General features: G+C 53.1%; 14 protein-coding genes and 2 tRNA genes. 15 read left to right on the top strand and 1 reads right to left on the bottom strand.

Annotated features, from left to right (window positions below):
- The first annotated feature begins 4 nt into the window (after positions 1-4).
- The 12 genes from E3E23_RS02630 to E3E23_RS02575 all read left to right on the top strand — a co-directional run bounded on the left by E3E23_RS02630 (position 5) and on the right by E3E23_RS02575 (position 10,456).
- Entirely contained in the window at positions 5-757 is a 753-nt protein-coding gene (locus E3E23_RS02630) for a hypothetical protein (RefSeq protein ID WP_167906147.1), read from the top strand.
- Position 758: 1 nt separating this feature from the next.
- Entirely contained in the window at positions 759-1,403 is a 645-nt protein-coding gene (locus tag E3E23_RS02625; protein WP_167906146.1) for a TIGR02253 family HAD-type hydrolase, read from the top strand.
- Positions 1,400-1,579, top strand: a complete 180-nt coding sequence (locus E3E23_RS02620) for a hypothetical protein (RefSeq protein WP_167906145.1) — start codon at positions 1,400-1,402, stop codon at positions 1,577-1,579. Before E3E23_RS02625 ends, E3E23_RS02620 begins: the two co-directional genes overlap by 4 nt.
- Positions 1,580-1,582: 3 nt before the next feature.
- Positions 1,583-2,389: a glutamate cyclase domain-containing protein gene (locus E3E23_RS02615; protein WP_167906144.1), complete on the top strand. Its 807-nt coding sequence runs from the start codon at positions 1,583-1,585 to the stop codon at positions 2,387-2,389.
- An 8-nt stretch (positions 2,390-2,397) separates the two neighbouring features.
- The gene (locus E3E23_RS02610) at positions 2,398-3,018 is read left to right on the top strand and encodes an HD domain-containing protein (protein WP_167906143.1); all 621 of its coding nucleotides are present in this window, start codon (positions 2,398-2,400) and stop codon (positions 3,016-3,018) included.
- Between the two features lie 102 nt (positions 3,019-3,120).
- Entirely contained in the window at positions 3,121-3,633 is a 513-nt protein-coding gene (locus tag E3E23_RS02605; protein WP_167906142.1) for a KH domain-containing protein, read from the top strand.
- 28 nt (positions 3,634-3,661) lie between these two features.
- Positions 3,662-4,978: an aspartate--tRNA(Asn) ligase gene (aspS, locus tag E3E23_RS02600; protein WP_167906141.1), complete on the top strand. Its 1,317-nt coding sequence runs from the start codon at positions 3,662-3,664 to the stop codon at positions 4,976-4,978.
- A 60-nt stretch (positions 4,979-5,038) separates the two neighbouring features.
- The gene (locus E3E23_RS02595) at positions 5,039-7,084 is read left to right on the top strand and encodes a hypothetical protein (RefSeq protein WP_167906140.1); all 2,046 of its coding nucleotides are present in this window, start codon (positions 5,039-5,041) and stop codon (positions 7,082-7,084) included.
- 58 nt (positions 7,085-7,142) lie between these two features.
- Entirely contained in the window at positions 7,143-7,499 is a 357-nt protein-coding gene (pth2, locus tag E3E23_RS02590) for a peptidyl-tRNA hydrolase Pth2 (RefSeq protein ID WP_167906139.1), read from the top strand.
- Positions 7,500-7,502: 3 nt separating this feature from the next.
- Positions 7,503-8,753: a tRNA pseudouridine(13) synthase TruD gene (gene truD, locus E3E23_RS02585; RefSeq protein WP_167906138.1), complete on the top strand. Its 1,251-nt coding sequence runs from the start codon at positions 7,503-7,505 to the stop codon at positions 8,751-8,753.
- 64 nt (positions 8,754-8,817) lie between these two features.
- The gene (locus E3E23_RS02580) at positions 8,818-9,528 is read left to right on the top strand and encodes a phosphoglycolate phosphatase (RefSeq protein ID WP_167906626.1); all 711 of its coding nucleotides are present in this window, start codon (positions 8,818-8,820) and stop codon (positions 9,526-9,528) included.
- A 10-nt stretch (positions 9,529-9,538) separates the two neighbouring features.
- The gene (locus E3E23_RS02575; protein WP_240920721.1) at positions 9,539-10,456 is read left to right on the top strand and encodes a GNAT family N-acetyltransferase; all 918 of its coding nucleotides are present in this window, start codon (positions 9,539-9,541) and stop codon (positions 10,454-10,456) included.
- A gap of 17 nt (positions 10,457-10,473) precedes the next feature.
- Here E3E23_RS02575 and E3E23_RS02570 read toward each other — a convergent pair whose 3' ends face one another.
- Positions 10,474-11,622, bottom strand: a complete 1,149-nt coding sequence (locus tag E3E23_RS02570) for a M20 family metallopeptidase (RefSeq protein WP_167906137.1) — start codon at positions 11,620-11,622, stop codon at positions 10,474-10,476.
- A 115-nt stretch (positions 11,623-11,737) separates the two neighbouring features.
- On the opposite strand from E3E23_RS02570, the gene E3E23_RS02565 reads away from it, so the two are divergent.
- From E3E23_RS02565 to E3E23_RS02555, 3 genes are all read left to right on the top strand, one after another.
- Positions 11,738-11,815 (top strand) — tRNA-Ala (locus tag E3E23_RS02565).
- 10 nt (positions 11,816-11,825) lie between these two features.
- Positions 11,826-11,903 (top strand) — tRNA-Val (locus E3E23_RS02560).
- A gap of 591 nt (positions 11,904-12,494) precedes the next feature.
- Positions 12,495-12,782 carry a DUF357 domain-containing protein gene (locus E3E23_RS02555; RefSeq protein ID WP_167906136.1) on the top strand — a complete coding sequence of 96 codons (288 nt, stop codon included), beginning with the start codon at positions 12,495-12,497 and terminating at the stop codon, positions 12,780-12,782.
- The last annotated feature ends 12 nt before the right edge of the window (positions 12,783-12,794 follow it).

Below are 12,794 nucleotides of genomic sequence, written 5' to 3'. Positions count from 1 at the left end.
CGCTATGCCGTCTTTTACCCACATTTTTGTTGGAATAGGAAACATGGGCGCGAGGATAACAAACAGCATACGCGCCGATGGAATTGTGAAGGTAACGGTTAATCCTGCCTACTACCTTCTTCCCCGATCGGAGAAGTATAAGGAAAGACTCAGAAGCTTCTTCTCAAGCCTTCCAGAGAACACTTTCCTGTGGCTTGTGTTCGAGGACAAGGAAGTAAATCACGAACTCCTGGAGATAATCGTTGAGAGTGCTCCGAGCGATACCATAAAGCTTGCCTATGTCCTGACTCCAAGAAAGGAGCTGGTTACCGGAAAGAAGCCCGAATGGGCCGAGCCGTTTGAGACCGTGTTCTATGATTCCCTCTGGGACTTCCTCAGGGAGAGCGATTCCTTATCACTAGCCTTCAGCAGGGCCTCCGAGAACATCGCCGAGATGTTCTCCAAGCTCTACTACTACCTTGAGACCCAGATGCTGGTTAACATAGACTATGCAGACCTGTTCAACATGATACGCGGAGGGAACGTTGGAATACTGCGCCTCCTCAACAGGGTGGACTTCAGCTGGCACTGGGGCCTCTGGGACAGGGGACTGATTGGAATCCTCGTCGGGAAGGAGTTCCCCCTCAAGGATGCCCATGAGGTACTCGAGCGCTTCCAGGAGATACTACAAGAGAAGGACATCATCTGGGGTGTCATCATGGAGGAGAGCCTAAAGAACGAGGTCGAGATACTGGCACTTCTCGTTAAGAGGTGGTAAAATGGAGGCCGTTCTGTTCGACATCGATGGGACGATACTGACGGAGAAGCCCCTCGTAATGCTCTTCCTCCCGCAGGTCTACGATAGGCTCTCCAAAAAGATGGGAATCAGCAAGGACGAGGCGAGAGAGCGCTTCCTAGCAGAGGTACTAGGTAGGCGTGATACATACGACTGGCACGACTGGAACTTCTTCTTCAGGCTCTTTGACCTTGATCTGAAATATGAAGAACTTCTTGAGAGGTATTTCCACAAGCTCGTGATTTATCCTGACACTGTTCCTACCCTCGAATGGCTGAGGGAGGCTGGCTACAAGCTCGGTGTCGTGACGAGTGGGCCTTCCTATCAGCGGCTTAAGCTCAAGCTCGTCGGCCTTTTGGAGTACTTCGACGTTGTCGTCACCAGGGATGACGTTGGGACAATAAAACCTGAACCCGAGATCTTTCTCCATGCCCTCGAAAAGCTTGGTGTTGAACCCAAGGAGGCCGTTATGGTCGGGGATTCCCTTTCACAGGACGTTTACGGTGCCAAAAACATCGGCATGACCGCCGTGTGGATAAACCGCAACGGGGATAGGGGCTACAATATGCCCGATTATGAGATAAGAACCCTTTATGAGCTGAGAAAAGTCTTGGGTGGTGAAAAATGAGGGAGATATTCAATGCGGAGGGTGTTTTTGTTAAGTATGCCGAGAAGAAGGTGCAGCTCGAGAACGGCGACGAGCTGACGCACAGGATCGAGGAACCGACGGAGCTCTGGTGGAAGCTTAAGGAGGCATTGAAGGGTAAGAAGGTTCGAGTGGTCGTCTACGAAGTTGAGGAATGAGAGATGATAGCCCATCTAATAAATACGGATATAGGTGACAGGGGCATCCTGAGTGTCTACCTCGAATATCGTAAGGAGAACTTTAATTTTTTACATAATTCTGCAAAGCTGTTTTTAGACAACATCGAGAGGGTTCTCATCGTTACTGGCTTTCCGATTCCCCCCATGATGCTAGCTGAAACTGATGGGCCGCCGGGAGCGCTGGCGCTTTACAGGGCTGTTGAGATGCTGGGTGGAAAGGCGGAGATTTTAACGTATCCAGAAGTCGAGATGGTCCTTGAGCCATTCGGGGTATCCTTCGCAAGAGTTCCAGAGCCGAGTGATTACTCCCTCATAATCAGCGTTGAGACTCCAGGAAGAGCGGCTGATGGCAAATACTATTCTATGAGCGCTATGGAGATAAAGAGAGAGCCACTTGATGGGGTATTCATTGAAGCTAGGAGTCTGGGAATCCCGACCATAGGCATAGGCGACGGCGGCAACGAGATAGGCATGGGGAAAATCAGGGAGTTGGTTGCAAAGTACGTTTCTCACGGCGAAAGGATAGCGAGCACCGTCGAGACGGACGAGCTTATAGTTTCTGCCGTCTCCAACTGGGGTGCCTACGGATTGCTGGCCCAGGCTTCCTTTGAGGTAGGAAAGAACCTCTTGGAAAACTGGAACGAGCGCGGGATCATTGGAGTGCTCGCTAAGGGAGGCCTCATAGATGGCGTCTCAAAGACCCGCTCTCAAAGCGTTGATGGAATAAGCGCTGAGGTTCATGAAAGAATCGTTGAGCTTTTAAAGGCAATCGTTAATGAGGCCCTTTAGGTGGTGGAATGAAGCTGGATAATTTCATAACCGATGAAGAGAGCCTCAAGCTCATAGAACGCACGAGGGAGTTTGCGGAGCACTTCTTCGAACGCGAAGGGACGCATGGCTTCAGCCACGTAGAGCGCGTTTTCAACCTGTGCATGCACATAGGCAGAGAGGAAGGTGCCGATTTAGAGATTCTGGCCCTGGCGGCCCTCCTTCATGACGTTGCGAGGCCCCTCGAGAGCGCCGGAAAGGTCGAGGATCACGCTGCCGAGGGGGCGAGGATAGCGAGGCACTACCTGAGGAGCTTGGGCTATCCGGAGGAAAAGGTTGAAGCCGTTGTCCATGCCATAGAAGCCCACCGCTTCTCCCGCGGTCCGGAACCAAGAACCCTGGAGGCTAAAATTCTGAGTGATGCTGACAAGCTCGACGCAATAGGCGCGATAGGCATTGCTAGGGTCTTCATGTATTCCGGCGAGCACGGCAGGGATATAGATGCATCACTGGAACACTTCGAGGAGAAGATACTCAAGCTGAAAGACCTCATGTATACCGAAACCGCCAGAAAGATGGCGGAAGAGCGGCACCGCTTTACCGTGGAGTTCATAGAGCGCATAAGGCGCGAGATAGAGGGAGAAATCTGAACTCCCTTCTAGCCTTTTCTTCCATAATAAGGTTTTTAAACAACCCTCGGAATTAAGGTTTAGCCCTTCAAGGTCATTCTTCAGGCAAGGGGAGGTGAGGAGATGAAGGCACCAATCTGTGAGGTGTGTTTGAAGACCGACGACATTCTGTGCCCGGCTGACGAGAAAAAACTTCAGGAGGGGGTTATCTCCGAGCTTGACGTTACCGTTGCGAGACTCCTCTACAAGCTTATTGGCGACGTTGATATTGAGTTCAAGAGGGCCGTCGAGGCTGGAGACCTTATAATAATTATGGTCGGAGAGGGCGACGTGCCGATAACCATCGGAAAGGGCGGCAAGAACATCAAGGCCCTCATGAGGGAGCTCGGAAAGAGGATAAGGGTCATCGAGAGCGTTGAAGTGAAGGGAACCGACGACGTCAAGAAGCTCGCCACCGACCTGCTCTACCCAGCGAGCGTCTTCGGTGTTAATATCGTCTACAAGCCTGGAGGAGGAACCTACTACAAGGTCCTCGTCCTCGGCAGGGACAGAAAGAAGCTCCCAGAAAAGGCCGAGGTGCTCGAGAGCATACTCTCCCAGATAGTTGGGGAGGAAGTTAAAATGGACTTCATCTGACTTCTTTTTTCTTATGGAGGTTGTGGAGATGTACAGGACGCACTATTCGAGTCAGATAACCGAGGAGTTAAACGGCCAGAAGGTTAAAGTTGCCGGCTGGGTCTGGGAAGTTAAGGACCTCGGTGGAATAAAGTTCCTTTGGATAAGGGACAGAGAAGGTATAGTCCAGATAACCGCACCCAAGAAGAAGGTTGACCCCGAGATATTCAAGCTCATACCCAAGCTTAACAGTGAGGACGTAATAGCTGTTGAGGGCATCGTGAACTTCACGCCAAAGGCCAAGCTCGGCTTCGAAATTCTCCCCGAGAAGCTCGAGGTCCTAAGCAGGGCCCAGAGCCCGCTCCCGCTCGACCCGACGGGAAAAGTCAAGGCGGAGCTGGACACTCGCCTTGACAACCGCTTTATGGACGTCAGAAGGCCGGAGGTAATGGCGATATTCAAGATACGCTCAAGCCTCTTCAATGCCGTCAGGGACTTCTTCCACAGCGAGGGCTTCGTAGAAATCCACACGCCAAAGATAATAGCCACGGCAACGGAGGGCGGCACCGAGCTCTTCCCAATGAAGTACTTCGAGAAGGACGCCTTCCTCGCCCAGAGCCCGCAGCTCTACAAGCAGATAATGATGGCTAGTGGCCTCGACCGCGTTTATGAAATCGCCCCGATTTTCAGAGCCGAGGAACACAACACGACGAGGCACCTCAACGAGGCCTGGAGCATAGATGCCGAGATAGCATTCATCGAGAACGAGGGGGAGGTAATGGAGCTCCTCGAAAGGCTTGTGGCTCACACCGTCAACTACATCCGCGAGCACAACGAAAAGGAGCTCCAGACCCTTGGCTTCGAGCTGGAGGAAGTCAAGACTCCATTCAGGCGCGTCACCTACGATGATGCCCTTGAAATCCTAGCGGATCTTGGCAAGGAGATTCCCTGGGGCGAGGACATAGACACTGAAGGCGAGAGGCTCCTCGGAAAGTACATGCTCGAGAACGAGAACGCGCCGATCTACTTCCTCTACCGCTATCCGAGCGAGGCCAAGCCATTCTACATAATGAAATATGATGATAAGCCAGAGATCTGCCGTGCATTCGACCTCGAATACCGCGGTGTCGAGATAACCTCGGGCGGCCAGAGGGAGCACAGGGTAGATGTCCTCGTTGAGCAGATAAGGGAGAAGGGACTGAACCCGGAGAGCTTCGAGTTCTACCTCAAGGCCTTCCGCTACGGCATGCCACCACATGGAGGCTTCGGACTTGGAGCCGAGAGGCTCATCAAGCAGATGCTTGACCTGAATAACATCAGGGAAGTCATACTCTTCCCGAGGGACAGAAGAAGGCTCACACCGTAACGCCTTTATACTACCTTTTCCTTTTGGTGATTAGTTGACTACTCTTTGGAGGCTGGAAATATGAAAAAGGCTATCACTTTAATCCTGTTGGGTCTGCTGCTTCTCTCCCTGACACCTATGGTGCACTTAGTAAAATCCGCGACGGTGCCCGAGTACGCGAGCATCACAGGAGTCTCCCTGGGACTGAAAGACAAGGCAGTTCTGGGCCCGTTTGAGATACAGTTCATTGACGTTGATATGTACTGGAGCAGGCTGAGCTTCCAGGTTAACGGGCCCGACGGAGAAAAGCTCTACGTTGTGGGGCAGGGCGAATCGTTCGTTTATCCTTCAGCAGACAACCAGTACCTGAACGTTTCCGTGACATGGATTAGGTCAGACACCAAGACAGTCCTTCTTGAGATCCAGTCTCCACTTCAGAAGCTCCTCTCAGGCCACAGCCTGAACGTTGGGGAGAGCGTAACCCTGCCAGAGGGCTTCCCCCAGATAAGCATAAAACTTACCTCCGCGTCCGACACTCAGGCTACGTTCCTCGTGACCCTCCCATATGGCGAGACCCAGACCCTCGTGATAACCGAAGGTGCCGGTGGAAGCGTCAGGTACAAGCTCGGTGACGTTTACTCTTACTCGAACTACGTTTACATCCAGCTCCTGAACACCACCAGTGACGGTCCGGCAGTAGTAGACGTCTACGTCCCCAGAGTGGCCTCAACAGACTTCAAGATAATAAGGGAAGGAGAAGAGACAACTCCCTCGACAACTCCCGTTGAGACGGTTCTCGTCTACAACGACATCCTCTACGTCAATGAGAAGCTGCCGATAACCGTGGACAACACCACTTACTACGTCAAGTTACTCTCAACAATCCCAGATGTTGCCAAAGTCGAGATCTTCAAGGGCGACCAGAGCCTTGGAACGATGTTCCTGGAGGTTGGAGACGTTCCAAAGGATGCCCCCAGCGCCCCGCTCAAGCTTTCCGTCCAGAGTGTCGAGCCGGATTACAAGCGGGCCATCATCAGGATTTACGCTCCCGTTGGTGCCCAGGTAACTCCGATACTCAGGCAGGCCAACGTCATTGCCAAGATAGACGCCACTCCCAAGGAGATACTCCTCAATGACAACCTGGTTGTCGTTATAAACGTCGAGAACCTCGGTAGGGGTGACGCCTACGACGTCAGCGTCGCGGCCCCGATACCGAGCGACTTTGAGCTCGTTAGCATGACCAAGACCTGGAACCTCAAGACGCTTCCGGCGTTCACCAACATGCCTGCGCTTATCTACGTCCTCAAACCGACCAAAGTCGGGGAATTTGACATCGGAAAGGCGATGGTCACTTTCTACGATGAGCAGAGTCTCGAGACTGGACAGAAGAGAACGGTCTATTCCTCTGTCTTAACCGGGATTAAAGTGTACAACATCCCCGATATTGACGTTACTGCCGTAGCGTACAACGGAACCTGGGGCAACTACGTCACGGCCAACGTTGGCGACACAGTCAGCGTCAAGTTCACCCTTAAGGCTGCCGATGGGAACCCGGACTATGAATTCATCCAGAATGCCACGCTCGTTCTCAGCCTGCCCAGCAGCGTCGATGGCCCAACCGAGGTTGATGTTGGAACCATAAAGGCGGGAGAGACCAAGACGGTCCAGGTGGATCTCAAAGTCCTCAAGGAGAACCTCACCAGCATAAGGGCAATCCTCCTCTATGCAGACCCGCTCGGCGGGGAGCACAGAACTGAGTTCGGAAACCTCGTCACTATAAACAGCATCCCGCCGAAAGTTATCGTTAAGGAAGTTCCGGTTTATCCGAGCTCCGAGGAACTTCCGAAGTACATCGACCAGGTTCTCGCCAACATGAGCGATCCTGCTCCAGTCGCCGAAAAGATAGAGGCCATCGCCGCGAGGTACAACCCAACAACCAACATATGGAAAGGCGTTGGAATCGTCTTCATAATCCTGACCGCTGTCTTCGCGGGTCTGACATACAGGTACTGGAGTGAATCCGAGAAGCTCAGGGAGAAGCTCGAGAGGAAGAAGCACAGGCGCCCAGGTGGACTTCCCAAGAAAGCTGAAGAAGAGCAGAAAAGCTCCGAGATAGTCGAGCTCTGAGCTTTTTTCCTCTCCTTAAATTTATAAGCCCCTTTTCTCACTCTCCACGGGATGGGAGATGTTCAGGTACAAGCAGGTCATGGTCATAAGGAAGGATTTGAAGCTTAGTAAAGGCAAGTTGGCCGTCCAGGTGGCACACGGAGCCGTAACCGCGGCGATAAAGGCGCAAAAAGAGAAGCCGGAGTGGTTCAAAAACTGGTTCCACGAGGGGCAAAAGAAAGTCGTCGTTAAAGCAGAAAACGAGAAGGAGCTCTTCGAGCTGAAGGCCCACGCAGAGAAGCTCGGTATTCCAACGGCCCTCATACGCGACGCGGGCCTGACCGAGATACCGCCCGGAACGATAACATGCCTCGCGGTCGGCCCTGCCCCGGAGGAGCTCGTGGACAAGGTTACGGGACATCTGAAGCTGGTGTGAGAGATGGACTACTGCGAGTTCTTCTCCCAGTTTAAGTATTTGAGCGAAAAGCCCGGCATAGGCGGGAGAATTAAAGTTGAGCCCGAGGACTTCATCGTTATGGAGGAGCCCCTGCCGAGCATCTTCGAGGGAAAAAAGCATGCTATCTTCCTCCTCAAGAAGCGCAACTGGGACACCATGGCAGCCATAAAGGAGATAGCCAAGCGCGCGGGGATTTCTCATAGGGAGATAGGCTTCGCCGGGACAAAGGACAGGCACGCGGTAACCTACCAGTACATCAGCGTGCCGGGGGAGGCCAAGGAGAAGGTTGAGGCCGTTCAAATCAGGGATGTAGAGTTGAAGTTCATCGGCTACGGAAAACCTTTAAAGCTCGGCCATTTGCTCGGCAACCGCTTCAGGATAATCGTCAGGGATGTGGATGAGGGCGCCTTTGAGAGGACGAAGGAGATAGTGAGGGAGCTTCGGTCTAAGGGCGGCTTCCCCAACTACTTCGGCTACCAGCGCTTCGGCGAGAGGCGCGTTACGAACCACCTGATTGGGAAGCTCCTCCTGAAGGGCGACTTTGAGGGCGCTGCGAGGCTTTTCCTGGGGGCCCACGGGGGGAACATGGAGGGGGACGAGGCGAGGAAAACCTTCTGGGAAACGGGAGACGTTAACAGGGCTCTGGAGGAGTTCCCAAAGTTCCTTCGCTATGAGCGGGCGATGCTGTACAGGTACCGAGAGACCGGCAGCTGGAGAAAGGCATTTCTCTCGCTTCCGTTGCCCATAATGCGCATCTTCATCCACGCCTATCAGTCCTACCTCTTCAACCTCTACATCTCGCGCCGCATCGAGGAGGGTCTGCCGCTTAACGAGGCCCTTGTGGGTGATATTGTCATCCAGGTTAAGGGAGGAGTACCTTACCGCGATAGAACCTACCGCGTGACTGAGACCAACATTGGATTCGTCAATGAGAAAATCCACAAGGGTCAGGCGATGGTCTCGGGCCCTCTCTTCGGCTTCGCCATGAGGCGCGCCAGAGGTATTCCTGGAAGACTTGAGGAAGAGCTGCTCGATGCCGAGGGGATAACACTGGACGACTTCAAAAGGCTCCCAAAACCAATGGCCGAGCCCGGTGGCAGGAGAGAACTTCTCATAAGGCCCCTCGGCCTGACCTACGGCTATGTCTCAGACGTAGGAATGTGCTTCCGCTTTTTCCTGCCCAAGGGGGTTTACGCCACGAGTGTCCTGAGGGAGATAATGAAGGACCATTAGCCACCACAAGAATGGGAAGAAACCCTTTTATCGGTGGCCGTTGAGTGGCCTTAGGGTGAAGAGAATGATTAAAGCCATATCTCTCGACATAGACGGCACCATCACTTATCCAGACAGGCGGCTCCACGAGGATGCTCTAAAGGCCATAAGGCTCGCTGAGAGCCTCGGTGTTCCGGTCATGCTCGTCACGGGCAATTCTATACCATTTGCCGAGGCGATGGCAATAATGATAGGGACCACCGGGCCGGTCGTGGCTGAGGATGGCGGTGCCCTCTCAGTAAAGGACGGCCGTTTGAGAAAGAGGATATACCTCACAATGATGGACGAGGAGTGGATCCTCTGGAGCGAGATAAAGAGGCGCTATCCCGAGGCCGTTCTCAGCTTCTCGATGCCTGAAAGAAAGGCGGGTCTCGTGGTAATGCGCACGATTCCCGTCGAGAAAGTTAGAGGGCTCATAGAAGAGCTGGGACTCAACTTGATAGCTGTTGACTCCGGCTTTGCCATACACATCAAGAAGCCCTGGATAAACAAGGGGACGGGCATAGAGAAGGCCTGCGAGATTCTCGGCATAAGTCCGAAAGAGGTTGCTCACGTTGGCGACGGTGAGAACGACCTCGATGCCTTCCGCGTTGTTGGCTACCGCGTGGCCGTTGGACAGGCCCCGGAGACACTGAAAGCTGAAGCCGACTACGTGACGCGGGCGACCTACGGCGAGGGAGGGGCGGAGGGAATAGTACATATCCTCCGGAAGTTCGGGTACCTCGCGAAGGAATAGAGGGGAGCTTATGGCTATGGTCTCGACCCTGAACGTGCGGATTGCGACGCTTGAAGACGTGGCTGGAATAGTTGACGTCCACCGATCCGGAATTGAGCGGTGGCTTAAACGAGAAGGCGGAAGGGTTGAGGAGGCCCACTATGAGGAGCTGAGCGTAAGCGAGCGCTATCTCCACGGCGGCCCCTGGATGAGCATCGAGAGCTGTGCGGTTCACCTAAACAATCTCCTTCTTGAGGGGCAGATTGCAGTGGTGGCTGAAGTAGATGGGAGGATCGTTGGCGAGGCCGAACTTCTGATAAGCGAAGAACCCGTGCATGGGGAGATTACCAAAATAGCGCACCTGGATGTTATCGAAGTTCACAGGGAATTCAGGGAACGTGGAGTTGGACGGGCAATAGTGGAGTTCTTGGAGGAACTTGCTCTGGAGAGGGGGTGCAGACTTTTCACCGCAACTCCCGATCCAAGTGCCGTCGGATTCTACAAGAAAATAGGCGTTTCAGAGGTCGTCTATAGGGCCAGCATCGTCGAGTTCGATACTTCAAAGTTCCCTGAACCTCCGAAAGATCCTGAAACATTCGAGTTCTCTTGGGACGACGTGAAGGCCCTCGAAATGGTCGCGGGAAGGTTCCAGAGCTCGTACCACTACTGGTTCGTTTCCTTCAGGGACAGGATAGCCGGTGTGGACGATGTTATACCTTTTGAGAGCGGAATGCTCGGTGAGTCCTACTACGTGCTCAGGGGATTGCCCTCTGGCGATGGGGGCACGCTGTTCCTGTGGGGCAGGCGGGAGGACCTTCCCCTTATCCTGGGACGGGCAAGGGAGATCGGGTTCAAAAAGGTTCGCACCGTCGTTGATGAAACCGTTCTGGGGGAACTCAAGCCCAGGGTTCTTGGCGAAAACATAATACTCGGCAGGCATCTCCAATAGGGTAAAAAGGAAATGGATCATTCCCTTAAGAACTCGAAAGCCAGAGCGACCTCCATTGCCGTTCCGAGGTGCAGAACTTCCTCATCGACGTCGAACTTGGGATGGTGGTGGGGATAGACTATTCCCTTCTCCTCGTTCCTTATGCCAAGGGCCAAAAACACCCCGGGAACCTTCTGGAGATAGAAGGAGAAGTCCTCTGCGCCCATCGTCGGCTTGACCTCGCCCCATGTAAGGCCGTATTTGTCGGCCACTTTCCTCGCAAAGTCTGCCATTCTCTTATCGTTCACCGTCGGCGGCGTCAGCTCCTCAATGTCGAGCTCGTATGAAGCGCCGTGGGCCTTCGTTACACCCTCAAATATCTCCTTCATTCTCCTCACTATTAGCTCGCCCACCTCTGGCTTGAAGAACCTTATCGTTCCTTTAAGCTTGACCTCCTCGGGAATCACGTTGAATGCCGTCCCGCCGCAGATGGAGGTAACGCTGATGACGCCACTCTCTATCGGGTCAACGTTCCTGCTCACTATGGTCTGGAGGGCCAGTATGGTTTCCGCAGCTATTGGAATTGGGTCGATAGTCTCGTGAGGCGAGGCACCGTGGCCGCCCTTGCCCTTAATCAGGGCATTGAATATTCCAGCTCCAGCCAGGAATGGGCCATCGCGTATTCCTATAACTCCGCTCGGCAGGTCCATCCAGACATGGAAGCCGAAGATTGCATCTACTCCATCCAGAGCTCCGCCTTCGATCATCTTCAATGCTCCGTTTCCGCCTTCCTCAGCCGGCTGGAAGATGAGCCTAACCCTTCCATTGAGCTCCTCACTGTGCTCGGCTATTATCTTGGCCGCTCCGAGGAGCATGGCGGTATGTGCATCGTGTCCGCAGGCGTGCATCTTGCCTGGAATCTTCGACTTGTAGGGAACGTTGTTCTCTTCCTGGACCGGCAGAGCGTCCATATCCGCGCGGAGGGCTATCGTTCTTTCGCCCGCTCCTATGTCTGCTATGATACCAGTGCCGACGCGCTTGATCCTGTAGCCCCACTCGCGCAGGTGCTCCTCAACTATCTTGGAGGTTCTCTCCTCCTCGTACTTGAGCTCTGGGTACATGTGGAAGTCCCTTCTCCACGCGATTATCTCCTCCTTAATCTTGAGGGCTTCTTCAACTGGGTTCATGCTATCACCATCATTAATCTTGCAAGCCCCAATATTAGCTTTTCGATGCTCATCTGAAAAGACCAAAAAATTTATAAATCCACCTTGGTAGGTGATTACGGCGTCGATGGGAAGTGGGCCGGTAGCTCAGCCTGGTATGAGCGCCGCCTTGGCAAGGCGGAGGCCCCGGGTTCAAATCCCGGCCGGTCCACCATCCTTGGGTTGGGCCCGTGGTCTAGACTGGTTATGACGCCACCCTGACAAGGTGGAGGTCCGGGGTTCGAATCCCCGCGGGCCCACCATAACAGCCCTTTCTGACGAAAGCGCTGGCGGAAGATTGGGTGCTTCTCTAAAAGTTTTCGAGTTTTAGTGAGAGTTTGCGTTTCACTTGCTCCTTTTTCAGGGTTTCACTTTCAAAAAGCGCCCTTTGGGCGCTGAAATAAGATGTGAAACCTTTTTACCCGCTCATCTTCGAACAAACTCTAGTTAGAAAAGCCCTTGGGCAGTGCATGACTGTTCTCGGGCAATTGTGAAAAAGGACACTCTTTTGGTCAAGCTTTTTCTAAAAGCTTGTTCGCCTGCGCGAAGTTTCATCAAAGTTAGTATGTCGCTTTTGGAATTGCTAATTCCTAGGAGTGGTTTCTACAATCAAAGGCTATTTTGCAGTGTTTCACTTCAATACGGCGCCCGAAGGACGTCAGAATAAAAATGAAACCCTACAAGTTGCCGTTTATATTGATAAACTCGTTAAGGAGTGCCATATTAGAGTTGCACGCTGTTCTGATTTTATGTTGTATGAGCAGTAAAAACTTTCCGCCAGCGCTTGCCGAAGGCAAGGGCTGATGGGATAAGGTTTATAAGATTCCTTCCTTACCAACCGTGAGGCGAGACCGGTGGAGCGAGAGATAACCGAGGAAAAGCTCCGGAGGTATTTTAGAATCACCGAGGAGGCACTTAGGACGCTTGAAATAGCCGTCCACCAGAAGAGCCTCCTGAGGAGCGTTGCGGATGACTTTTTGACTATGGCGAAGAGCTATTTTGAGGACGCTAAATACTACTACGAGAAAGGCGACTACGTGACGGCTTTTGCCGCCCTCAACTACGCACATGGCTTTATCGACGCTGGGGTGAGGCTTGGAGTCTTCAAGGGGGAAGATGACAGACTGTTTGCTTTTGGTTGAGAGGTGGGAGCA

Source organism: Thermococcus sp. CX2, from assembly GCF_012027555.1.
GTDB lineage: Archaea > Methanobacteriota_B > Thermococci > Thermococcales > Thermococcaceae > Thermococcus.
This window is presented reverse-complemented; position numbering and strand designations above follow the sequence as displayed.

Excerpts from the sequence above, each read along its gene's own strand:
- E3E23_RS02570 (WP_167906137.1), bottom strand. The coding sequence starts at position 11,622 with ATGAACCCAGTTGAAGAAGCCCTCAAGATTAAGGAGGAGATAATCGCG.
- aspS (WP_167906141.1), top strand. The coding sequence starts at position 3,662 with ATGTACAGGACGCACTATTCGAGTCAGATAACCGAGGAGTTAAACGGC.
- E3E23_RS02625 (WP_167906146.1), top strand. The coding sequence starts at position 759 with ATGGAGGCCGTTCTGTTCGACATCGATGGGACGATACTGACGGAGAAG.
- E3E23_RS02615 (WP_167906144.1), top strand. The coding sequence starts at position 1,583 with ATGATAGCCCATCTAATAAATACGGATATAGGTGACAGGGGCATCCTG.
- E3E23_RS02605 (WP_167906142.1), top strand. The coding sequence starts at position 3,121 with ATGAAGGCACCAATCTGTGAGGTGTGTTTGAAGACCGACGACATTCTG.
- E3E23_RS02595 (WP_167906140.1), top strand. The coding sequence starts at position 5,039 with ATGAAAAAGGCTATCACTTTAATCCTGTTGGGTCTGCTGCTTCTCTCC.
- E3E23_RS02575 (WP_240920721.1), top strand. The coding sequence starts at position 9,539 with ATGGCTATGGTCTCGACCCTGAACGTGCGGATTGCGACGCTTGAAGAC.
- E3E23_RS02610 (WP_167906143.1), top strand. The coding sequence starts at position 2,398 with ATGAAGCTGGATAATTTCATAACCGATGAAGAGAGCCTCAAGCTCATA.
- pth2 (WP_167906139.1), top strand. The coding sequence starts at position 7,143 with ATGTTCAGGTACAAGCAGGTCATGGTCATAAGGAAGGATTTGAAGCTT.
- truD (WP_167906138.1), top strand. The coding sequence starts at position 7,503 with ATGGACTACTGCGAGTTCTTCTCCCAGTTTAAGTATTTGAGCGAAAAG.
- E3E23_RS02630 (WP_167906147.1), top strand. The coding sequence starts at position 5 with ATGCCGTCTTTTACCCACATTTTTGTTGGAATAGGAAACATGGGCGCG.
- E3E23_RS02580 (WP_167906626.1), top strand. The coding sequence starts at position 8,818 with ATGATTAAAGCCATATCTCTCGACATAGACGGCACCATCACTTATCCA.
- E3E23_RS02620 (WP_167906145.1), top strand. The coding sequence starts at position 1,400 with ATGAGGGAGATATTCAATGCGGAGGGTGTTTTTGTTAAGTATGCCGAG.